At 53.1% G+C, this 23806-nt stretch carries 18 protein-coding genes; 11 read left to right on the top strand and 7 right to left on the bottom strand.

All coding sequences use genetic code 11. The features are described 5' to 3' along the window. Nucleotides 1-82: 82 nt before the first annotated feature. Nucleotides 83-2515 (bottom strand): acyl-CoA dehydrogenase FadE, encoded by a 2433-nt coding sequence (gene fadE, locus EH228_RS04790; RefSeq protein ID WP_152320537.1) that lies wholly within the window; start codon nucleotides 2513-2515, stop codon nucleotides 83-85. Nucleotides 2516-2727: 212 nt separating this feature from the next. On the opposite strand from fadE, the gene lpcA reads away from it, so the two are divergent. Then, nucleotides 2728-3306, top strand: coding sequence for a D-sedoheptulose 7-phosphate isomerase (gene lpcA, locus EH228_RS04785; protein WP_152320536.1), 579 nt, complete (start codon nucleotides 2728-2730; stop codon nucleotides 3304-3306). 45 nt (nucleotides 3307-3351) lie between these two features. After that, on the top strand, nucleotides 3352-4119 hold the full coding sequence (locus EH228_RS04780) for a class II glutamine amidotransferase (protein ID WP_152320535.1): 768 nt from the start codon (nucleotides 3352-3354) through the stop codon (nucleotides 4117-4119). On the opposite strand, the gene dpaA is transcribed toward EH228_RS04780, so the two are convergent. Continuing rightward, the gene (gene dpaA / locus EH228_RS04775) at nucleotides 4090-4827 is read right to left on the bottom strand and encodes a peptidoglycan meso-diaminopimelic acid protein amidase (RefSeq protein WP_152320534.1); all 738 of its coding nucleotides are present in this window, start codon (nucleotides 4825-4827) and stop codon (nucleotides 4090-4092) included. The genes EH228_RS04780 and dpaA overlap by 30 nt on opposite strands. A gap of 239 nt (nucleotides 4828-5066) precedes the next feature. Between dpaA and dinB the strand changes: the two genes are divergently transcribed. Then, nucleotides 5067-6122, top strand: a complete 1056-nt coding sequence (dinB, locus tag EH228_RS04770) for a DNA polymerase IV (protein ID WP_152320533.1) — start codon at nucleotides 5067-5069, stop codon at nucleotides 6120-6122. 77 nt (nucleotides 6123-6199) lie between these two features. Here the strand turns inward: dinB and pepD are convergent, their stop codons facing one another. Then, the gene (gene pepD, locus EH228_RS04765) at nucleotides 6200-7657 is read right to left on the bottom strand and encodes a beta-Ala-His dipeptidase (RefSeq protein ID WP_152320532.1); all 1458 of its coding nucleotides are present in this window, start codon (nucleotides 7655-7657) and stop codon (nucleotides 6200-6202) included. A 262-nt stretch (nucleotides 7658-7919) separates the two neighbouring features. On the opposite strand from pepD, the gene gpt reads away from it, so the two are divergent. The 6 genes from gpt (at nucleotide 7920) to EH228_RS04735 (ending at nucleotide 13672) form a co-directional block, all read left to right on the top strand. Further along, a complete protein-coding gene (gene gpt / locus EH228_RS04760; RefSeq protein ID WP_152320531.1) occupies nucleotides 7920-8378 on the top strand; it encodes a xanthine phosphoribosyltransferase in 459 nt (152 codons plus the stop codon). A gap of 120 nt (nucleotides 8379-8498) precedes the next feature. Beyond that, a complete protein-coding gene (frsA, locus tag EH228_RS04755; RefSeq protein ID WP_152320530.1) occupies nucleotides 8499-9746 on the top strand; it encodes an esterase FrsA in 1248 nt (415 codons plus the stop codon). 209 nt (nucleotides 9747-9955) lie between these two features. Further along, nucleotides 9956-10363: a sigma factor-binding protein Crl gene (crl, locus tag EH228_RS04750; RefSeq protein WP_152320529.1), complete on the top strand. Its 408-nt coding sequence runs from the start codon at nucleotides 9956-9958 to the stop codon at nucleotides 10361-10363. 217 nt (nucleotides 10364-10580) lie between these two features. Then, nucleotides 10581-11684 carry a glutamate 5-kinase gene (gene proB / locus EH228_RS04745; protein WP_152320528.1) on the top strand — a complete coding sequence of 368 codons (1104 nt, stop codon included), beginning with the start codon at nucleotides 10581-10583 and terminating at the stop codon, nucleotides 11682-11684. A gap of 10 nt (nucleotides 11685-11694) precedes the next feature. Continuing rightward, entirely contained in the window at nucleotides 11695-12948 is a 1254-nt protein-coding gene (gene proA, locus EH228_RS04740) for a glutamate-5-semialdehyde dehydrogenase (RefSeq protein ID WP_152320527.1), read from the top strand. Between the two features lie 94 nt (nucleotides 12949-13042). Next, nucleotides 13043-13672, top strand: coding sequence for a LysE family translocator (locus tag EH228_RS04735; RefSeq protein ID WP_152320526.1), 630 nt, complete (start codon nucleotides 13043-13045; stop codon nucleotides 13670-13672). 42 nt (nucleotides 13673-13714) lie between these two features. On the opposite strand, the gene fumA is transcribed toward EH228_RS04735, so the two are convergent. Next, a complete protein-coding gene (gene fumA, locus EH228_RS04730) occupies nucleotides 13715-15361 on the bottom strand; it encodes a class I fumarate hydratase FumA (RefSeq protein ID WP_152320525.1) in 1647 nt (548 codons plus the stop codon). A gap of 55 nt (nucleotides 15362-15416) precedes the next feature. Next, nucleotides 15417-16928 (bottom strand): anion permease, encoded by a 1512-nt coding sequence (locus tag EH228_RS04725; protein WP_152320524.1) that lies wholly within the window; start codon nucleotides 16926-16928, stop codon nucleotides 15417-15419. Between the two features lie 658 nt (nucleotides 16929-17586). On the opposite strand from EH228_RS04725, the gene EH228_RS04720 reads away from it, so the two are divergent. Then, nucleotides 17587-20346 carry a flavocytochrome c gene (locus tag EH228_RS04720; protein ID WP_420841448.1) on the top strand — a complete coding sequence of 920 codons (2760 nt, stop codon included), beginning with the start codon at nucleotides 17587-17589 and terminating at the stop codon, nucleotides 20344-20346. 52 nt (nucleotides 20347-20398) lie between these two features. Then, nucleotides 20399-21367 (top strand): FAD:protein FMN transferase, encoded by a 969-nt coding sequence (locus tag EH228_RS04715; protein ID WP_152320523.1) that lies wholly within the window; start codon nucleotides 20399-20401, stop codon nucleotides 21365-21367. On the opposite strand, the gene dcuR is transcribed toward EH228_RS04715, so the two are convergent. Next, nucleotides 21348-22067, bottom strand: coding sequence for a two-component system response regulator DcuR (dcuR, locus tag EH228_RS04710; protein WP_152320522.1), 720 nt, complete (start codon nucleotides 22065-22067; stop codon nucleotides 21348-21350). The genes EH228_RS04715 and dcuR overlap by 20 nt on opposite strands. Further along, nucleotides 22064-23686, bottom strand: a complete 1623-nt coding sequence (locus tag EH228_RS04705) for a sensor histidine kinase (RefSeq protein ID WP_152320521.1) — start codon at nucleotides 23684-23686, stop codon at nucleotides 22064-22066. Before EH228_RS04705 ends, dcuR begins: the two co-directional genes overlap by 4 nt. Between the last annotated feature and the right edge of the window lie 120 nt (nucleotides 23687-23806).

The following is a 23806-nucleotide window of genomic DNA, read 5'->3' as shown; positions in this document are numbered from 1 at the left end:
GGAAATATTGCCGTGCTGCCGCCTGTCAGTATGGCACTCAGTCTATTGCCAATGATTCTTGTCAGGGCGGATATCCAGGGGCTCAAGCGGCCTGTTGCTTGCCGCTCTTTAGGGGGTGAGTCGCCAGTGCATCCGCCGTAAATTCATCGACGTTAATCGAACGTAGACGACTGGCTTCCGCACGCGTCAGTACGGCGGCTTCTTCTTCATTCAGCCATTTCTCCTGTAATCCGCGTGTCGCCAGCGCATCCAGGCGGGTAAACGACAGACGTTTTTTCAACTGTTTACACAAACGATCATGAATAACTTCAGCCGCCATCACCTCTTGCAGCGCCTGTTCCAACTGACCCGCTGGGTTATGTTCGCTCGGTGTGAGGTACTGGCCCCGACCTAACCGACTGCGGGTCGCTGACGGGATTTGCAGGATCTGCGCCAACTGATGATCCAGACGGTCTGACGGTGCGCGACAGCGGCGGCCCAGCGGAAAAATCACCCCGCGCAGCAGGGCTGCCACAACCCGATTCGGAAAGTTACGCAGCAGATCGTCGATGGCGATTTCTGCCTGATGCAATGCATCCTGTACGCCCCAGTGCAGCAGCGGCAGATCGGCTTCATTACGGCCTTCATCTTCATAGCGTTTTAGCGTCGCCGAGGCCAGATACAGCTGGCTCAGCACGTCGCCCAGCCGTGCCGAAATACGTTCGCGACGTTTCAGGTCGCCGCCCAGCAACGCCATTGCGATATCTGCCAGGAGCGCCAGGTTAGCGCTCAGGCGGTTGAGATGTTGATAATAACGGCGGGTGGCATCGTGCGTTGGTGCCTTGCTGGTGCGTCCGCTGGTCAGGCCCAGCCACAGGCTGCGTAGATTATTGCTGCCAATGTGGCCGATATGGCGGAATAGCGCCTTATCAAAAGCGACAAGGTCATGGTTCTGTGTGCTTTCCATCTCAGTCAGCAGATAAGGGTGACAACGAATGGCCCCCTGACCAAAGATAATCATACTGCGGGTTAGAATATTGGCGCCTTCCACAGTGATGGCAATGGGCGCCCCCTGATAAGCCCGTGCGAGGAAGTTGCTGCCGCCAAGCATGATGCCTTTACCCCCGGCAATGTCCATCGCATCGATAATCGCCCGTTGTCCACGGTGGGTGCAGTGATATTTAACAATAGCGGAAAGCACTGCGGGTTTTTCGCCCATCACAATACCGTAGGTGATAAGCGACGCGGCGGCATCCATCACGTAAGCATTGCCGGCGATACGTGCCAGCGGCTCTTCAATGCCTTCCATTTTACCGATGGGCAGATGGAACTGGCGGCGGATATGCGCGTAGGCGCCAATCGCCAGCGCGATGCTTTTCAGGCTACCAGTCGAGTTGGCAGGCAGGGTGATGCCGCGTCCCACGGAGAGACATTCAACCAGCATTCGCCAGCCCTGGCCAGCCATCCTGGGACCGCCAATGATGTAGTCGATCGGCACGAAAATATCTTTACCCCGCGTCGGGCCGTTCTGGAATGGAATGTTCAGCGGGAAGTGGCGTTTACCCATTTCCACACCTGGCGTCTGGGTGGGAATGAGTGCGCAGGTAATGCCCAGATCTTCGATTTCACCCAGCAGATGCTCCGGGTCAAAAAGTTTAAACGCCAGGCCAAGCACGGTGGCTATGGGGGCCAGAGTGATATAGCGTTTGTTCCAGTTCAGGCGCATTCCCAGCACCTGTTGACCCTGCCATTCGCCCATGCAGACCACGCCGGTATCAGGAATGGCGCCGGCATCAGAACCGGCTTCCGGGCTGGTCAGCGCAAAGCAGGGAATTTCCTGCCCACGAGCCAGGCGCGGCAGATAATGATCTTTTTGTTCAGGGGTGCCGTAATGCTGCAGTAATTCTCCTGGGCCGAGTGAGTTTGGTACGCCAACGGTAATGGCCAGAATGCCGGAGACTCCTGCCAGCTTTTGCAGCACACAAGTTTGTGCCCATGCCGAGAATTCCAGCCCGCCATACTCTTTCTTGATGATCATTGCGAAGAAGCGGTGCTCTTTTAGCAAACGCCACAGTTCAGGCGGCAGATCGGCCATTTCATGAGTTATCTGGAAATCGTTCGCCAGGCGGCAGGCTTCAGCCACCGGCCCCTCCAGGAAGGCCTGTTCTTCTGCTGTTAGCCGTGGTTGCGGATAATTATGCAGTTTTTGCCAGTCAGGGGTGCCGTGAAACAGTTCCCCTTCCCACCAGGTGGTTCCAGCCTCGATAGCCTCTTTTTCAGTACGGGACATCGGCGGCATCACCTGCTGAAAGACTCGTAGCAGGGGTTTTGACAGCCATTTTCGGCGTATCGTCAGCACATTCAAGGGCAATAGAATAATCACCAACGGGATCAGTAGCCATGGCGTCCAGATATGCGCCATGGCCCATGCTGCCGCCCATAGCAATACAGTCAGGCTGCTCAGCCGCAGATTTACGCGGTGATAAAACAGCACGCCAATTAGCACAATTGTCGCTATGCAACTGAGAACCATCATAAGCAATGCTCCGTAACGAGTGAGAGGTCTGACCTGTTAATTTCAGGTTTATATGAGATGCGTTTTCTTATCAATTTGATCACATGATAATTACAATGCAGGTCACAATCCGGTCGCATTAATAGTCAAATTTTGAACAGGCGGGAAGGGCGCTTTTCGCCTAACCTGCAACTTGATAAACTGATACAGACCTCACCTAAAAGGATTCTCCTATGTACCAGGACATCATTCGTGCTGAACTTAACGAAGCAGCGGATACGCTCAATAAATTCCTCAGCGATGAAGCCAACATTCACGCCATCCAGCGCGCCGCCGTGCTGCTGGCCGATGCTTTTAAAGCCGGAGGAAAAGTGCTCTCCTGCGGTAACGGTGGTTCACACTGTGATGCTATGCACTTCGCTGAAGAGCTGACGGGGCGCTACCGTGACAACCGTCCAGGCTACCCGGCGATTGCTATTTCTGATGTCAGCCATCTGTCCTGCGTCAGTAATGATTTCGGTTATGATTATGTGTTCTCTCGCTATCTCGAAGCCGTGGGTAAACCGGGCGATGTCCTGTTGGGGATCTCCACATCAGGTAATTCCGCGAACGTTATCAAAGCCATTGAAGCTGCTCGTGCGCAGGGCATTAAAGTGATTACGCTGACGGGCAAAGATGGCGGGAAAATGGACGGACTGGCCGATGTGGATATTCGCGTGCCGCACTTTGGTTACGCTGACCGTATTCAGGAAATCCACATTAAAGTTATTCATATCCTGATCCTGCTGATTGAAAAGGAAATGGTTAAATAATCTTTCCAGTCATCTCCGCATGATTATTTAGCGAGGAATTTCTCTATGTGCGAATTGCTCGGGATGAGCGCGAATGTTCCTACGGACATCTGTTTTAGCTTTACCGGGCTGGTGCAGCGGGGCGGGGGAACCGGTCCGCACAAGGATGGCTGGGGTATTACCTTTTACGAAGGGAAAGGGTGTCGGACATTCAAAGATCCCCTTCCGAGTTTTAATTCGCCCATTGCCCGGTTGGTACAGGAATATCCGATCAAGTCCTGCTCGGTGGTGGCGCATATTCGCCAGGCTAATCGCGGTAAAGTGTCGCTTGAGAATACGCATCCGTTCACCCGTGAAGTTTGGGGACGTCACTGGACCTATGCCCATAACGGGCAATTGAAAGGTTATCGCAGCCTGGAGACTGGCGCGTTCCGTCCGGTTGGTGAGACGGACAGTGAGCAGGCGTTTTGCTGGCTGTTGCACCAACTGACCACCCGTTATCCACGAACGCCGGGTCACTGGCCGGCGGTGTTTCGCTATATTGCGGAACTGGCGGCGGAGCTCCGTGAGATGGGGGTGTTTAACATGTTGCTGTCAGACGGCCGTTATCTGATGGCGTTCTGTTCCACTAATCTATACTGGATAACCCGGCGTGCGCCGTTCGGTAAAGCCACGCTGCTGGATCAGGATGTTGAGATTGATTTTCAGCAGCAGACCTCGCCAGACGATGTGGTTACAGTGATTGCCACTCAGCCGCTGACGGGCAATGAAACCTGGCACAAGATTGCGCCAGGAGACTGGGCGTTATTTTATTTCGGAGAACGCGAGCGCTGAATTGCTGGGGGCTGTGCTGTTCAATAGCGGACTGTTCAGCACATAATGGCCGTCACTGACACTGATGTTCGGCGGCTGATGGTATTGCACAAATTCAGCATAAGCCGGCTGTAACTGTTTCCAGAAATTGTAATACACGGAGTTACGATGCCGCTGCAAATTACTGTCGGTCATGCGGAATGGGTAAATACTCACTTGCACTTGCAACTGACCATTGCGCAAGGCCGCTTCCACATAATGATAAATATCCTCAATATTGGCGTCGGTCATCGCATAGCAACCAATAGATACGCAGTCGCCATGGATCATCAGGTATTTACCATCATAACCCTGCTGGCGATCATATTCGTTGGGGAACCCAAGGTTAATCGCGCGATAGAAACGGCTGTCCGGCTTCAGTTGGGAAAGGCCAATGCTATAAAATCCTTCCGGGCTTTTAAAATCGCCCTGGTGGCGTTTAGGGCCAAGGCCGCCAGAAAAATTACAAATCCGGTAGCTGTCGAGTAATCGATACTCAGTGCCGATTTTGCCGTACAACTCCAGCGTGCGTTCTTCTTTAAAGATCTGAATATACACAGGAGTGCCGAGTAACTGTTTCTTTAACACTTTGCTTACCGGCGCCAGCGGGGTGACCTGTACGGCAGGGATGCTGGCGAAAACAACGGCTGGCAGAAAAAACATCGCAAACAACAGTGCGATTTTGCCCATTCTGGTTCCCTTGAAAAAAGAGGGTTAAATGCTACGTCCGGGGACGCTGTAACGTGCAATCTCGGAAAATTCCACTATCGCAGCGTCACATTATCATTGTCTGTTTTTTTAGCAAGAGAACGATTCAGAAAAAACGAAAGAAAAATGGTTACCGCCCTTGCCGCCACTTGTTGCAGTGAAATCGCCTATTGAAATCACCTTTTTCAACTGTATACTTATACAGTTGTTGCGGAGGGCATATGCGTAAGATCATTCACGTTGATATGGACTGCTTTTTTGCCGCAGTGGAAATGCGCGACGATCCCAGTCTGCGTGATATCCCCATCGCGATCGGCGGCAGTCATCTACAACGTGGAGTGGTCAGTACCGCCAATTATCCGGCAAGGGTGTTTGGCGTCCATAGTGCGATGTCCACCGCGATGGCGCTGAAGCTGTGTCCTCATTTGAAAGTGATCCCTGGCCGATTTGAGGCTTACAAAGAAGCCAGCGCCCATATTCGTGATATTTTTTCCCGCTATACCGCGTTGATTGAGCCGTTGTCGCTGGATGAAGCCTACCTGGATGTCACTGACAGCCCGCACTGCTACGGTTCGGCCACGTTAATCGCGCGTGAGATCCGCCAGACTATCGCTCGTGAACTGGGCCTCACTGCGTCAGCCGGGATTGCGCCAGTGAAATTTCTCGCCAAGATTGCTTCCGACCTTAATAAGCCTGATGGGCAATTTGTTATTACGCCTGCTGAGATGCCTGATTTTTTACTGACGTTGCCGCTCGGGAAAATTCCCGGGGTGGGCAAGGTCACGGCGAAAAAACTGGAGGAGCAGGGACTGTTGATTTGCGCTGATGTGCAGAAAACCGATCTGTCGGCGCTACTTAAGCGCTTTGGTAAGTTTGGCAGGATACTCTGGGAGCGCTGTCATGGGATTGATGCGCGTGAAGTGGTGACTGAGCGATTACGGAAATCGTTGGGCGTGGAGCGCACGTTAGCGGAGGATATCCACCACTGGGAAGACTGCCTGGTGATTATTGATTATCTGTATGAGGAGTTGGAACGCCGGTTGATGAAAATAAAACCGGATTTGCAGATTGCCCGTCAGGGGGTAAAGCTGAAATTTAACGATTTTCAGCAGACCACTCAGGAACATGTCTGGCCAGTCTTAAATAAGGCTGATTTTATTGCGGTAGCGAAGAAAACCTGGGAAGAGCGTCGGGGTGAGCGGGGCGTGAGGCTGGTAGGGCTGCATGTGATGTTGCCGGATCCCCAGTTGGAACGGCAATTATTGCTGGGCTTTTAATACAGAACGAAGACCGGAGCCCGTACATTACGGCGAGCGTAGCCGGGGCGGAATTTTTATTCCGCCCCGGCAGGGCGTTATTTAACTGGGATAGCCTTCAGCAACGCGGTCAGCAGTTGCCAGTACAGGCCGACGCTGCCGATATGCACTTGTTCATCCGGTGAGTGGGGGCCGGTGATGGTTGGGCCGATCGAGACCATATCCATTTTCGGATAGGGTTTTTTGAACAGGCCGCATTCCAGACCCGCATGGATTACCTGGATGTTCGGTGTTTTGTTAAACAACTTTTTGTAGGTTGCGCCAACAATGGCCATTATGGGTGAAGAGGCATCGGGCTGCCAGCCAGGATAGCTGCCTTTTGCCACTGTTTTGGCGCCAGCCAGCTCGCCCAGTGCGGTCAGCGTTTCCACCAGATAATCTTTGCCGCTGTCGATCAGCGAACGGACCAGACAGTTGATTTTCGCTTCGTGCGGGCTGATAGCCACCACACCGATATTCAGTGAGGTTTCTACCACGCCTTTCATCACGTCAGAATTGCGGATCACGCCATTCGGCATACTGTTCAGCAATGCGATAAACGTGTCACGGCTGTTCGCGGTTAAAGCCGGTTCCCCCGCCGTCACGTTTTCCAGCGCCAGGTTGATGTTCTTCTCTTTCAGGCCCAGCTCATTTTGCAACGTTTCCTGATAGCTCCGCGCCAGGCTTTTCAATTCATCAACTTTTGCGGCGGGAACGGCCAGTGTGGCCACCGCTTCACGTGGGATCGCGTTGCGTAACGTACCGCCGGTGAAGTCCACCAAACGCAGATCAAGCTGCCTGGCATGGGTAAACAGGAAACGCGCCAGCAGTTTGTTGGCATTGCCCAGACCAAGATGAATATCGGCACCGGAGTGGCCGCCTTTCAGGCCTTTCAGGATCAGTTGCTGGTGGGTGAATCCAGCGGGAATGGTTTCACGGTTGATTGGCAGCGTGGCAGTGAAATCAATTCCGCCCGCGCAGCCCATGTAAATCTCGCCTTCTTCTTCTGAGTCAGTGTTGATCAGAATTTCCGCCTGTAACCAGTTGGGTTGCAGGCCGAACGCTCCCACCATGCCGGTTTCTTCAGTCATGGTCAGTAGCACTTCCAGTGGGCCGTGCTCCACGGTTTTGTCCGCCAGAACAGCTAAAGCGGAAGCCATGCCGATACCGTTATCCGCCCCCAGGGTGGTTCCGCGGGCTTTGACCCATTCACCATCAATCCACGGCTGGACAGGGTCTTTGCTGAAGTCGTGGACGGTATCATTGTTTTTTTGCGGCACCATATCGAGGTGCGCCTGCAGAGCGACCGGTTTAAGGTTTTCCATACCGGGGGTGGCAGGTTTACGGATCAGGATATTGCCCACTTCATCGCGATCAGTTGCCAGACCTTGCTCAGCAGCCCAGGACAGAATGTACTGCGCCAGTTGCTCTTCATGGTAAGAAGGGTGCGGAATGGAACAGATTTTGGCAAAAATGTCCCACAGAGGCTGTGGTGACAGTTGAGACAATTCAGACACAATGAATCTCCTGGCCAGGCACCATCAAGCCAGTTGCGGCGGTGGATGGTGAGCATTTGCGAGTAAGTCGGTTCCCGTCAGACCACCTGACGAGATGGGGAGAGAATATCACTGTTTAGTGGGCTATGCTTACTTCACAGCAGGAAAAAAGCGGTTCTCCGGGTAGCGGGTGCTGGTTTTTAGTGGCTCATATCTCTATAATTTCGCGCAACCCATCCCATTGTACATTTTTAAGCCAGTTTGTCTGGTCGGGACTCCTTTAATGAGCGAAAAATACGTCGTCACCTGGGACATGCTGCAGATTCATGCCCGTAAACTGGCTCAGCGCCTGCTTCCTGTTGAGCAGTGGAAAGGCATCATCGCGGTCAGCCGCGGTGGCCTGGTTCCAGCGTCTTTACTGGCCCGTGAGCTGTGCATCCGTTATGTCGATACTGTGTGCATCTCCAGCTATGATCACGATAGTCAGCGTGAAATGAAAGTGTTGAAGCGTGCAGAAGGCGACGGTGAAGGTTTTATCGTCATTGATGATCTGGTGGACACCGGCGGTACAGCCCAGGCCATCCGTGAAATGTATCCGAAAGCGCGTTTTGTCACTATTTTCGCCAAACCAGCCGGACGTCCGCTGGTGGATGATTACGTGGTGGATATTCCGCAGGATACCTGGATTGAGCAACCCTGGGACATGGGCGTGGTTTACATTCCACCGATCGTCAAAGGTTGATTGATGCAAGTCATTGCAACGCCCGGTTTTACCGGGCGTTGTTGTTTTTACCGTTAGCGTCACCTCCCTGCCTGCGATAGACTGGGCTGAAGCCCCTGTGCGCCGGAGGATCGTCACGCTATGACAGAAAAAAACCTGAGCGAGGAGCTGTTTAAACCTCGCTTCAAACATCCTGAAACCTCAATATTAATTCGCCGCCTTGAGCATCATAAACCGTTGCCGATTCATTCTGCCCTGGAAGGGGAAAATCATGCGGGCTGGTATCGCATGATTAATCGTTTGTTGTGGACGTGGCGTGGCCTGCCGCCGCAGGAAATTGGCGAAGTACTGGCGAGGATAGCCCACAGTGATGTGGAACACACCGATGACCAACTGCTGGATACGGTGGTGGGGTATCGTGGTGGTAACTGGATTTACGAATGGTCAAAACAGGCGGTACTGTGGCAGGAACGGGCCGTCAGAGAAGAAAACAATGAAGAGGCCGGTCATTATTGGTTGCATGCGGCTAACCTGTTCAGTATTGCCGGCTATCCTCATTTGAAAGGCGACGAGCTGGCCGAACAGGCGCAACAGTTGGCGATCCGATCTTATGAAGAAGCCACCTCGCGTTTGCCGGGTGAGTTGAAGGAAATCGAATTCTCTATTCCTGACGGCAGCCCGATTAGTGGCTTTCTGCACATGCCAGAACAGACCCGGGCACCTTATCCGACGGTCTTGCTGTGCGGCAGTCTGGATGTGTTGCAGATCGATCACTATCGCCTGTTCCATGATTATCTGGCACCGCGTGGTATTGCGATGCTGACCATTGATATGCCCTCTATCGGCTTATCTTCTAAATGGAAGTTGACTCAGGATACCAGTTTCCTGCATCAACAGGTGCTGCAGCAATTGGCAAACGTCCCCTGGGTTGATCATAGTCGGGTTGCCGCGCTGGGGGTACGGTTTGGGGCGAATGTCGCGGTGCGGCTGGCCTATCTGGAATCTCACCGTCTGCGCGCGGTGGCTTGCCTTGGCCCGATTGTACACAGTCTGTTGTGTGATCAGCAGCGGCAGGATCAGGTACCAGAGATGTATATGGATGTGCTGGCCAGCCGATTAGGCATGGCCTCGGCAGCAGATTCAGCGCTGCGGGCAGAGCTGAAACGTTATTCATTGAAGACGCAGGGACTGCTGGGCAGACGCACTCCGCTTCCTATGTTGTCCGGCTACTGGGCGGACGATCCGTTCAGCCCGGAAGAGGAATCCCGCCTGATTGTGCAGTCTTCTGCCGGGGGGAAGCTGATGCCTGTTTCTCTTTCTCCATTACTCAGCGGTTTTGATAAGGCATTACATGATATTGTCGATTGGTTAGCGCATCGATTAACCTGATGACTGGCGAAAATTCAAGAGTTTGCTATACCCTAAAGGGTTCAAGTGGCAGGCAGACAGTCAATGTGGCAATCCGCAGAAGGGAAAGAACACCGCTGATGCGCTTGCGGCTTGCCGTATGACGGGTCTATACCCATTAGGTCTCAGAGGGGCGTTGTGCCGCTGTAATATGGGGAAAGCCAAGCGCTATAATGAATGGAGGTTATACGATGACGTTACCTGGTGGGCATCCCAAGAGTCGCTTAATGAAGCGTTTTGGTTCTCTGGGACCTTATATTCGCGAAGCTAAATGTGTCGATGATCGTTTTTTCTTTGACTGCCTGGCCGTTTGCGTCAATGTGAAACCGGCCCCCGAGCATCGGGAGTTTTGGGGATGGTGGATGGAGCTGGAAGCGCAGAGCGACCATTTCACCTACAAGTATCACTTCGGATTGTACGATAAAGAAGGCAACTGGAAGGCGGAGACGATTAAAGGGAAGGAAAACAACCAACGGGTTGAAGAGACGCTGTGTAATTTTCACGAGCGGCTGGAAGCGCTGATGGAAGAAATGGTGTTGGGGCTGAAAGCGGCGGCAGACTCTGCCAATGAGCCGGTTATTTTAAATGAGCGGCATTAGACTCGTTTTCGCCATATAACGCGATGGGGAAAAAGGGCGCTTATCACTGATAGCGCATACCGACAGCAACAGGATCGTCTTGGTCTTCGATAGTTTTACCTTTACTCTTTCGCCTTTTCCGGTAATTTTTCGCCTTTTCCTGTGCAGCTTGTTGGCTTTCGCAATCACACCTGATACAAAGACTTCTTTACCATTTTTTTAGTTATGGCAGGAAATAATGAGCAGCAGCCAGACCCTGGTCGTGAAACTGGGGACCAGCGTATTAACCGGCGGATCGCGTCGGCTAAACCGGGCGCATATTGTTGAGTTGGTGCGCCAGTGCGCACACCAGCATGCGGCAGGCCACCGGATTGTGATCGTTACCTCGGGTGCGATGGCAGCCGGACGTGAGCACCTTGGCTACCCGGAATTGCCGCCGACCATCGCCTCAAAGCAGCTACTGGCTGCGGTGGGACAGAGCCGGTTAATTCAGCTGTGGGAGCAGTTGTTCTCGATTTACGGTATTCATATCGGTCAGATGCTGTTAACCCGAGCGGACCTGGAAGATCGTGAGCGTTTCCTTAATGCCCGGGATACCCTGCGGGCGTTGCTGGACAATCATATTGTACCGGTAATTAATGAAAACGACGCGGTGGCGACGGCGGAAATTAAAGTGGGTGACAATGACAACCTGTCAGCGCTGGCGGCGATCCTGGCGGGTGCAGATAAATTGTTACTGCTGACCGATCAGGCCGGCTTGTTTACCGCCGACCCGCGCAATAATCCACAGGCTGAGCTGATCCGTGACGTGCGCGGCATTGATGATGCGTTGCGTGCGTTGGCCGGAGACAGTGTTTCCGGGCTGGGAACCGGCGGAATGGCAACCAAGTTGCAGGCCGCTGATATCGCCTGCCGTGCCGGGATTGATACGATCATTGCCGCGGGAAGCCGTGCCGGTGTGATTGGCGATGTGATTGACAACCAGCCAGTGGGAACCTGTTTCCATGCCTTGCAGACGCCACTGGAGAACCGCAAACGCTGGATTTTCGGTGCGCCGCCTGCGGGTGAAATCACCGTGGATGATGGAGCGCTATCCGCCATTTTGGATCGTGGTAGTTCGTTGTTGCCAAAAGGCATTCGCGACATCAGCGGTAACTTCTCTCGGGGAGAAGTCATCCGCATTCGCAGCTTGCAGGGGCGTGATGTGGCTCACGGCGTATGCCGTTACAACAGCGATGCAATGCGGATGATCGCCGGGCATCACTCCCAGCAGATCAGCGAAATTCTGGGCTACGAATATGGCCCGGTCGCCGTTCACCGCGACGATATGATTGTCAGTTAAGGAACTGAGTATGTTAGAAGAAATGGGTAAAGCGGCGAAAGCCGCATCTTACCACCTGTCGGTGCTCTCCAGCGCACAAAAAAATCAGGTCCTGATGGCCATTGCTGACTATCTGGAATCACAGAGCACAATGATCCTGGCGGCCAATGAGCTGGATCTGGCGGATGCCCGTAAAAACGGCCTGAGTGAAGCGCTGATTGACCGCCTGATGCTGGACCCGGCGCGTCTGCAAGGTATCGCCAATGATGTGCGTCAGGTCTGCCGACTTGCCTCGCCAGTCGGTGAAGTGATCGACGGCGGCCTGCTGGATAGTGGCCTGCGTATTGAACGCCGTCGTGTTCCGTTGGGCGTGGTTGGGGTGATTTATGAAGCGCGCCCTAACGTTACGGTGGATGTCGCTTCTTTGTGCCTGAAAACCGGCAACGCGGTTATCTTGCGCGGTGGTAAAGAAACCTATCGTACCAACAGTGCAACCGTTCGGGTTATCCAGCAAGCGTTAAAACAGCATGGTTTACCCACGGGGGCGGTACAGGCTATCGAAAGTCCGGACCGTGAACTGGTCAGTCAGTTGCTAAAACTGGATCGCTACGTTGATATGTTGATCCCCCGCGGTGGCGCGGGTTTGCATAAGCTGTGCCGTGAACAGTCGACCATTCCGGTGATTACTGGCGGCATTGGCGTTTGCCATATTTTTGTCGATAGCGACATTGAACTGGACGCGGCGCTGAAGGTGATCGTCAATGCGAAAAAGCAACGTCCCAGTGCCTGTAATTCAGTGGAAACACTGCTGGTGCATTCCGCCATTGCCGGGCGTTTTCTGCCAGCGTTAAGCCAGCGGATGAAACAGGAAGGTATCAGACTGCATGCCGATTCTCGCGCGTTGCCATTGTTGCAACACGGCCCGGCTGAGGTGAGTGCAGTAACGGATGAGCAGTACCGTGACGAGTGGCTGTCTCTGGATCTCAACGTTAAGCTGGTTGATGGCCTTGATGAAGGTATTGCCCACATCCGCGAATATGGTACGCGGCATTCTGATGCGATCCTCACGCGCAGCATCCGTAATGCCGACCGCTTTGTGAATGAGGTGGATTCCGCCGCTGTGTTTGTCAATGCCAGCACCCGCTTTACCGATGGTGCCCAGTTTGGTCTGGGCGCGGAAGTGGCGGTGAGTACACAGAAGCTGCATGCCCGTGGTCCTATGGGGTTGGAAGCGCTGACTACCTACAAATGGGTGGCCTTCGGCGATGATACGATTCGCAGTTAAGTGAATCCGGTGAAGGCCGCAGGGATGCGGCTCACCGGGTATCCCCAGAGGTATCGTCGTTGCCGATTGTTCAACGTCAACAGGACATTTTGCGATGGTCACGCTTTCCCAACTGCTGCCTTTCGCCACTATCGCTTTGGGGTTGGTACTGACGCCGGGCCCCAATATGCTTTATCTGATTTCTCGCTCGTTGTGTCAGGGACGAAAAGCCGGATACATCTCGTTGAGCGGTGTGGCGCTGGGTTTTATGTTTTATATGTTGTGTGCCGCGATGGGCATTACCGCGCTGATTATGGCCGTCCCGTTGGCGTATGACGCGCTGCGCATTGCCGGAGCTGTCTATCTACTGTATATGGCCTGGCAGGCCATTTTCGGCGGCAAATCACCTTTTCAACTGCGTGACCTTCCCGCCGACAGTTGGCGTAAGCTGTTTATCATGGGGCTGCTGACCAATTTGCTGAATCCGAAAGCGGCCGTTATCTATCTCACCCTGCTACCGCAGTTTATCAAACCCGAACAGGGTCATGTGTTGGCACAGTCGCTGACCCTGGGGTTCAGTCAAATAGCCATCAGTGTACTGGTTAACGGCATGATTATCTTTGCTGCCGGGACCATTGCCCGTTTCCTCTCTCTGCGTCCTGGCTGGCAGAAAATGCAGCGATGGTTGATGGGAACGGTGTTGACCGGACTGGCCTTACGTATGGTATTTGACGGACGAAAGTAAAATAAACGGGCGCGTGAGGCGCCCGCTGTGTCTCACTCAACCTTATTTATGGCAACTGGCACACTGATTGCTCTGAATCTGCTGGAAGAAGTCATTGCCCTTGTCGTCGACCAGAATGAATGCCGGAAAATTTTCCACCTCGATTTTCCAGATAGCTTCCATCCCCAGCTCAGGGTATTCCACGCACTCAAGACTCTTGATACTTTGCTGTGCCAGTACCGCGGCCGGGCCGCCGATGCTGCCGAGGTAGAAACCACCGTGCTTGTGGCAGGCATCGGTGACCTGCTGGCTGCGATTGCCTTTTGCCAGCATTATCATACTGCCGCCGTGAGATTGCAGCAGATCGACATAGGAGTCCATGCGTCCCGCCGTGGTCGGACCGAGCGAACCGGAGGCATAGCCTTCAGGTGTTTTAGCCGGGCCCGCGTAATAGATCGGGTGATCTTTTACGTACTGCGGCAGGTCTTCGCCGTTATCAATACGTTCTTTCAGTTTGGCGTGGGCGATATCGCGTGCCACGATAATGGTACCGCTCAGCGACAGACGCGTAGAGACCGGGAAGTCGGAAAGTTGCGCGAGGATCGCCTTCATCGGACGGTTCAGATTCACCTTCACCGCTTCACCTTCACCCGCATGACGCAGGCTTTCAGGGATGAATTTACCCGGATTATCTTCCAGTTTTTCGATCCAGATACCGTCGCGATTAATCTTCGCTTTAATGTTGCGGTCGGCTGAGCAGGAAACCCCCATTCCCACCGGGCAGGACGCGCCGTGACGCGGCAGGCGGATCACGCGGATATCGTGAGCGAAATATTTGCCGCCGAATTGTGCGCCAAGGCCAAGTTTCTGCGCGGCTTTCAACAATTCCTGTTCCAGTTGCACATCGCGGAACGCCTGGCCATGTTCATTGCCTGTGATCGGCAGGCCATCGTAGTAATGTGTGGAGGCCAGTTTAACGGTTTTCAGCGTGGCTTCGGCGGATGTGCCGCCGATAACAAACGCCACGTGGTACGGTGGGCAGGCGGCGGTCCCCAGCGTACGCATTTTCTCAACCAGATAAGCCAGCAATTTGCCTGGCGCTAACAGCGCTTTGGTTTCCTGGTACAGATAGGTTTTGTTGGCAGAACCACCGCCTTTGGCGATACAGAGGAATTTGTACTCTTCGCCATCCACGCTATACAGGTCAATTTGTGCGGGGAGATTGGTTCCCGTATTCACCTCTTTATACATATCCAGCGCGGCGTTTTGCGAATAACGCAGGTTATCTTCGATATAGGTGTGATAAACCCCCTGAGACAGTGCGGCCTCATCGCCGCCGCCAGTCCAGACGCATTGACCTTTTTTGCCGATGATAATCGCGGTGCCGGTGTCCTGACAGGAGGGCAGAATGCCTTTGGCGGCGATCTCTGAATTACGCAGGAACTGTAGTGCGACATATTTGTCGTTTTCGCTCGCTTCGGGATCATCAAGGATATCCGCGACCTGCCGTTGGTGGGCGGGGCGTAGCATGAAGGATGCGTCGTGGAAGGCTTGCTTTGCCAGTAGTGTCAGCGCTTCCGGCTCAACTTGCAATATCGGCTGGCCGTTAAACTCGGTTACCGACACATGGTCGCGGCTCAGCAGATAATAGTCGGTCTGATCAGGCGCCAGTGGAAAAGGGTTCTGATAATAAAACGGCTTGTTCGACATTGTTTTTTTGCTCCTAAAATATCACTGCCGGGGGGCTCTCCCCGGCAGTTGTTAATCAGAACATCATTACCATCCACGGATAACCAATCATTAACAGAGCGGCCAGGAAAATGGCGCCGAAGATAGTCCCCAACCGCCAGTAATCTTTCGTCGGCAGATAGCCGCTACCATAGTATATCGGGCTTGGGCCGGTGCCATAAGGCGTAATAATTCCCATGATCCCCAGCGAGGTGACGGTCAACAGACAGAATACCTCCATATTGATACCCGGAATGGTGGCGGCGATAGTCAGTACGGCAGGCAGCAACGCGGTGGTGTGCGCCGTGGTGCTGGCAAACAGATAATGCAGCAGGTAGAACGCCAGCAGCAGGACGATGGTCGCGGTTCCTGGAGAGATATCGCCCATCAGTGCGCCGCCCTCCTTACCCAGCCAGGCGATAAAACCAGTAGAGGAGAGACCGTCAGCCAGCGCCACCAGTGTGGCGAACCAGGCGAAGGTGTTCCAGGCGGCTTTGTTGCCGGTGATATCATTCCATTCCAGCACTCCCGTCCACAGCATTAGCACAATCACCAGCAGCGCCGCGAGAGCGGGCTCAATAAAACTGGTTGCGAAAATCCACATGATGAGCGCACAACACACGAACAGCAGTAACAGGATTTCATTACGTGACATTCTGCCGAGTTTTTCCAGCTCGCGGCTCGCCCATCGTGGAACCTCATCGTTCACTTTTACTTCTGGCGGGTAGAACCAGTAAGCCAACAGCGGCATGGTCAGGATCAATAACAGGCCTACCGGCAGGAAGGCGATAAACCATGTACCCCAGGAGATATTGATACCGACCGTGCTTTTTACCAGCGCCAGTGCCAGCAGGTTTGGTGCCAGAGCGGACAGAAACATTGAGCTGGTGATACAGGCTGCGGTAATGGCGACCCACATCAGGTAAGAACCAATTTTACGTGCGCTGGGATCGTTAGGTTTAGAACCGTACAGCGGCGGAAGGTTGGAGATAATCGGAAAAATGGTTCCGCCACTGCGTGCGGTGTTGGATGGAGTAAAGGGGGCCAACAACAGATCAGCCAGCGTGATGGCATAGCCCAGCGTCAGGCTGCGACGGCCGAGGTATTTCACCAGGATCAGCGCCAGACGGCGACCTAACTGGGTCTTGTCATAACCAGCCGCGAACATGAAAGCGCCAAAGATCAACCATACGGTGGAGTTACCGAAGCCGCTTACCGCCCATTTGAACGATTGACCGGCGAGCTTGAATTTCGGATCAGCCAGTTGTTCCGGGCTGAATAACAGCCACTGGCTACCCAGCGCGATAACTACCACGCCAGTCAGGCCGATAACGGCTCCGGGAAGTGGCTCGAAAATCAGGCCGACAATAACGCCGACGAAGATAGCGAAGAAGTGCCATGCATAAGGTGGAAGCCCTGTCGGCGTCGGCACGCACAACAATAGTAGGGCCACGATAACGGGGATCGCCATCATCACCAGGCGATTTTTCTTACCGGCCTTCGCATTGCCCGCTTTTTTTAGCGGCAGAGAGAGTGTTTTATCAGTCATGGTACATGTCTGCTAGTAGTTTAAGATTCGTTTGTGCTATTCGTCTCGTCTGGTTGTCGCTTTTTTTAGTGGTTACTGTTTTACTTAATCGGTGAGTAAAAAGCGGCGGCCCTCATTTTTATGAATAGCAACTCAGTACATTAATTTTTTTCACAATAAATCCATATGATATTTATATTCTGCGCTTTCTGGAATGATTGCTTTTGATCAAGATCAATAAATCATATTCGTTTACTCAGTGTTTAATATTTTTGGTGCCTAATAAATTGCCGAATTTATTTTACTCAACCCTCGGTTTAAAAGAGATTGGGATTTTTCCCATGTGATCCGTAAAGGGAAGAATCAACTTACCAGCCCGGCAGGCCTTGGTGAAGGCGGCATGGTTATCTGGTTTGGTGATGGTAAAATAAAAGTTAAATTTATTCTCCTGTTGTGAATTTTTATATCTTGGGAAGATTTGTCCTACAAGTTTATTTAGGTCATTGGTGTGCTTCAATACTTATTTAACTAATGTAATGGCTTTAGTAATTAAAAATAGGATTATATTGGTGTCATGCCATCGACAAATAATCAGAACTAAAAATATTGTCGGCAATCGAATTTTTAATTTAATTTTTTAAAAATTTTGGAGTTGACAATGATCAGCACGAAATCACTTATGTTTAGTCCCTTTACTTTGCCGAATGGTACAGAACTGAAAAATCGGTTGTTGATGGCGCCGATGACTACCTGTAGCGGCTACTTTGACGGCTCGGTTACCCACGATCTGGTGGAGTATTATCGGGCACGCGCTGGCAGCATTGGCGCCATCGTGGTGGAATGCTGTTTTGTCGATGATCTCGGTCTGGCGTTTCCCGGCGCCATTGGTATCGATCATGATGAAAAGATCGCCGGACTGGCAAAAATCGCCGAAGCGATCAAAGCTGAAGGTTCTAAAGCCATTTTGCAGATTTACCACGGCGGCCGGATGGTTGAGCCGACGTTGATTGGCGGTCGTACGCCAGTTGCCCCCAGTGCGCTGGCTACGCCGCGTGAGGGTGCCGTGACCCCGATTGCATTAACCACTGACGAAGTGGACGGTATGGTGGCTAAGTTTGGCGAAGGCGTGCGCCGGGCTATTCAGGCGGGCTTCGATGGTGTCGAAATTCACGGTGCTAACACCTATCTGATCCAGCAATTTTACTCTCCCAACTCTAATCAGCGTGATGATCAATGGGGCGGTAGTCGTGATAACCGCGCTAAATTTCCTCTGGCTGTGCTGGATATCACCCACCAGATGGTGCGTCAGTATGCTGACGATTCCTTCATCATTGGCTATCGTTTCTCACCTGAAGAAAGGGAAGTTCCTGGCATCAGGTTTGAAGATACTCTGTATCTGCTGGAAAAACTGGCAGTACGGGGCCTGGACTACCTGCATTTTTCCATGGGCTCCACCTTGCGCCCGTCGATCGTTGAGACCCGTGATCCAACACCATTAATCACCCACTATCTGGCAATGCGTTCCGCCACACTGGCGCAGATCCCGGTGATGGGCGTAGGCGGTGTGGTTAATGCCGTCGATGCCGAACAGGCAATAGAGCACGGTTATGACCTGGTGGCGGTAGGCCGTGCCTGCATTGCCTATCCAGACTGGGCTGAGCGTATTGCCAGCGGTGAAAATCTGCCGCTGCTTATCGACAGCACCCAACGTGAAGCGAAACACATTCCTGAGCCGCTGTGGCGCTTCTCACTGGTTGAAGCAATAATCCGTGACATGAGCATGGCGTCGGCGAAATTCAAAGTCGGTACTTTTATTGAGAAGGTGCAGGATGAGCAAAACGAACGGGTGATCAGCGTCAGCCTTGATACTGACCGTATCGCGGATATTGAGCTGGCTGCTGGTCCGGAGGATGACGTCAGCTTTGTGACCCATTTTGAAGCGATCCGTGAGCGTATTCTGCATGCTAACAGCCCTCATGTGGACGCCATTGCTGGCGCCACCGCGCAGAGCGAAGCAGTGAAAAAAGCGGTCTCGAAAGCCATGGTGAAGTCCAGCAAGGCGCGGAGGGTGGAAGAAGGGATGAATCCCTCCGTCCCACAGGATTATGATGTTGTGGTTGTTGGCAGTGGTGGTGCCGGCCTGGCTGCCGCCATCCAGGCGCATGACGAGGGGGCCCGGGTGCTGATCGTGGAAAAAATGCCCACGATTGGCGGTAACACCATTAAGGCATCCGCCGGGATGAATGCGGCGGAAACCCGCTTCCAGCGGGTGAAAGGCATCAACGATAGCAAAGAGCTGTTTTTTGCCGAAACGTTAAAAGGCGGCAAAAACAAAAACAACCCGGCACTGCTGCATCGCTTTGTTGAAAACGCGCCGCTGGCTATTGAGTGGCTCGCCAACCGCGGCATTATGCTCAACGACATCACCACCACCGGAGGAATGAGCATCGATCGTACTCATCGTCCGCGAGATGGATCCGCTGTCGGCGGTTATCTGATCAGCGGCCTGGTGCGTAACATTACTAAACGTGAAATTGAGGTAATGCTTGATACCTCAGTGAGCGAAATTTTGACTGAACACGGTACGATCAGCGGTGTGCGTTTGCTGACAGATGAACACGAAGAACTGCACATCCGTACCAAAAGCGTGATCGTCGCCACTGGCGGTTTCAGTGCCAATAGCCAAATGGTGGTGAAATATCGCCCGGATCTGGCGGGGTTTGTGACCACCAACCACAAAGGCGCCACGGGCGGTGGTATTGCGTTGTTGGAGCATATCGGCGCGGGAACGGTAGATATGGGGGAAATCCAGATCCATCCCACCGTAGAACAGACCACTTCCTATCTGATCTCAGAATCTATTCGCGGCGGTGGGGCGATCCTGGTTAACCAACAGGGCAACCGCTTCTACAATGAAATGGAAACTCGCGATAAGGTATCCGCGGCGATTATCGCGTTGCCGGAGCATTACGCCTGGATCGTGTTTGATGAGAACGTCCGGGTGAAAAATAAAGCCGCCGATGAGTACCTTGCAAAAGGTTTTGTGGTCAGCGCTGATTCACCGTGCGAGCTGGCGGCTAAACTGGAGATGGACCCGCATCGCTTTCTGGCGACGCTGGAGCGTTACAATGGTTTTGTGGAGCAGCAGAATGATCTGGACTTTGGCCGCAAAACCGGCATGCGTAATCCGTTAAAGCAGGGGCCGTTCTATGCTATTCGCATTGCGCCAGGGGTTCATCATACGATGGGCGGCGTGACCATTAATACCGACACCGCCGTGCTGGATAAACAGCAACAGGTGATCCCTGGCGCTTACGCCGCTGGTGAGGTGGTTGGCGGCATCCACGGGGGTAACCGTATTGGCGGTAACGCGGTGGCTGATATTATCATCTTTGGCACCCTGGCGGGTCATCAGGCGGCAAGCTGGGCAAAACGTTAAGCACTCTGCGCCCCGGTGATTGCCGGGGCGTTTTTTATGCGAGGAGCCCTTTATGTTGTCTGAGCGTGGTGTTTATGGTTATTCCGCCGTATTAATGGGTTCGCCGATCCTGCTGAAACTGTTTGAACACAATGAGGCTCTTGTCTCCCGGGTCTTCCGTTTAATCAAAAAATACGAAGATTTACTGACCGTAAACCGTGCCCAATCTGAGGTGATGGCGATTAATCACGCGGCAGGCCGTGCAGCGGTGGCGGTCAGTGCGCCGGTGTTTGCATTGATTAAATGTGCTTTGGCGGCCAGCTTGGTGAAAGACAGTTGTTTTAATCTGGCCATTGGACCTTTGGTGAAACGCTGGCGCATTGGTTTTTGCGGTGCCAGCGTGCCGTCAGTTGAAGAGATTGCGGCACTGTTGCCCCGTACCCGACCCGAATTGGTACAGCTCGATCAATCCGCAGAAACGGTATTTTTGACCCAGCCCGGGATGGAAATCGATTTGGGCGCCATTGCTAAAGGTTTTATTGCCGATCGCGTACGTGACTACCTGAAGTCGCAAGGGGTCACGCAGGGATTAATTAACCTTGGTGGCAACGTGCAGACGCTGGGCTCGCCGCCAGGAGGTTGGTCAGTCGGATTGAAAAAGCCGTTTTCCACAGTGGATAGCCTGGTTGGGACGCTTCTTGTGGAGAATAAATCAGTGGTCACCTCTGGCGTATATGAACGTTACTTTGAGCAAGATGGGCGGTGTTATCACCATATTCTTGACCCACGTAACGGCTACCCGTTAGATAACGAACTGGATAGCGTGACCATCATCTCCACCGACTCTCTCGACGGTGATATCTGGAGCACGCTGATTTACGGCATGGGCGTGGAGAAAGGCTGTGCGGCGCTACGCCATCAACCTGGTATAGAGGCGATATTTGTCACTAAGCAGCGTGAAGTGATCTGCTCTTCTGGCCATCAGTTTCGCTTTACCTTGCTGGATAGTGACTACCGGCTGGTCACTGACAATATTGCTTAAGCAGCTCATGGTGCTCTGCCTGCAGGCGATAATGGTAGACCGGTCGACCCGTCAGGCCATAATGAACGCTGGTGAACAGGATATTGATCTGTGCCAGCCAGAGCAGATATTTGCGGCAGGATACCCGCGAAATGTTTACCGCATTCGCCAGTTCATCGGTTGAAAACTCAGTGGTTGGATGCTGGTCAATCCACTGACAAAGGGTGCGCAGCGTTTGCTGAGTCAGTCCTTTGGGCAGACGGCGTGTATCTGCGGCCACCGACGCGCCGCCGTGCATCAGGCGGTCCACATCCGCCTGCTCGTAATATTGATGCGATCTCATCAGGTTTTTCTTTTCGCGCCAGTTAGTTAACGCTTCTTCAAAGCGAGAAAACTGGAACGGTTTGATCAGGTAATCCACCACGCCGTAATGCATTGATTTCTGAATTGTTGCCGCATCAGAGGCGGACGAAATTACAATCACATCGATGGGGCTGTGCGTGGTACGTAGCATCGGCAGTAGATCCAGTCCATTATCCTGCTGCAGATAAACATCCAGCAGGATCAGATCGATGTCCTGTGCCGGGTCATTAATCATCTCCCTGGCCTGTCGGAGCGTGGCGGCGGTACCGCAACAACTGAAGCCCGGGATTTGGCTGATATAGATGCGGTTAAGCTCTGCGACCATGGCATCATCATCAACTATTAATAGATTAATCACACACTCTTCCTTTCGATGTCCCAGGGTAACTGAATAAAAAATTGAGTAAACACACCGGGCTCGGATTCCACCGTGATGCTGCCGCCGATGTCCTCGGTTTGCTGTCTGGCAAGCGTCAGACCTATGCCGTGTTCACCGCCTTTGCTGGTAAAACCTTTATCAAAAATAGCCTGAATATGTTCAGGCGCAATACCGGGGCCATCGTCGCTGACCTCACAGCCCAACCAACCGTTATGATAATGCAGCAGTACGCTGATTTCGCCATCGGGATGCTCCGCCATCGCATCAAGGGCATTCTCAATCAGGTTGCCCAGCACGGTAATCAGTACGGCAACCTGCTGCTTATTGGGATTATCCGGCACCAGACATTCTTCGGACAGCGTCAGGGTATGGCCGGCGTCTTTGGCGCGGTTCATTTTGCCCAACAGAAAACCGGCAATGACTGGCGAGCGAATTTTATGCTGCAGGGCGCCGATTTCTTCCTGATAGTTATTGGCCGTCTGTAGGATGTAATCTTCCAGTTGCGGATAATTCTTCATATGCAGCAGGCCAAGAATGACGTGTAGCTTATTCATAAATTCGTGCGAGCGCTCGCGCTGCGCATCGACATAACTGACCATGCCATCCAGGCGTTGCATCAGCAAGCGGATCTCGGTCTTGTCACGGAAGGTACTGATGGCGCCAATCACCTGGTTGTTACTGCGTACTGGCAGAATATTACACAGAAACAGTCGGCCATAGCTGCTGATTTCTCGATCCTGAACAGGGGTGCCGCTGCGAACGACTTCACGCAGCGTCGCGACCAGAGCTCCCGGCTCCACGCGTCTACCCTGCAGCAACTCGTCTGGCGAGAGCAGCATCTTACGTGCCGCGTGATTAATCAGCGTCACTCTTCCTTCATGGTCAATGGCGATCACCCCTTCCTTCAGGGATTGCAACATCGCCTGGCGTTGCTCAAGCAGGGAGGAGATTTCGTAAGGTTCGAGACCGAACAGAATGCGCTTAAGGATCCGTACCAGTACCCAGATCCCCAGAGAGCCGACCAGGACACTGAACAGCACGGCCCACAACATATTCCAGCGACTGCGGTTTATCTGCTCAGCAACGTTACGCAGAGAAATACCGACCGAAACCACGCCTATTTGCTGTTGCTGGTTGTTATAGACTGGCGTGAAGACCCGCATTGCTTCATCCAGCATGCCCCGGTTAATTGAGGTGTTTTCGTGGCCAGCCAGCGCTGGCTGCAGGTCATCGCCAATAAAATGCTCGCCAATAACGCGGGCGTCGGGATGAGAGTAACGGATGCCGTCCATATTGGTCACGACCACAAACAGCAGATTGTTGCGTTGTTGCACGTGGCTCGCCACTGGCTGGATAATCTTTCTGTCGGGAGGATAAGTCAGCGCCTGCTTCACCACGGGATCGTCAGCTAGGGTTCTGGCGACGGCGAAGGCGGCCGCTTTCAATCCGTCGCGGGTAATATGACTGATTTGCACAAAATACAGGGCATAGACTACCAACAGTACCGAAACCATAACGCTGCAAACCATCAATGTAATCGAGGTACTCAGTTTCATCGGCCGTTTGTGCGCCGACAGGCTTTGTTGCGAGCCGCTCATCATCTTCCCTTCGAGAAAGCGCAAACCGCCATTATCGCTGATGGCGGGTCATTGATAAAGCGCGTTGGGTACGGGACAGACCCGAGGGGCAAGGGAGAGGGACGATAACAGTAACCGTAG

Origin of the sequence: Erwinia endophytica (genome assembly GCF_009295515.1) — a bacterium.
GTDB lineage: Bacteria > Pseudomonadota > Gammaproteobacteria > Enterobacterales > Enterobacteriaceae > Erwinia > Erwinia endophytica.
The sequence above is the reverse complement of the archived record's forward strand: the minus strand, read 5'-3'. Positions and strand labels throughout refer to the sequence as shown.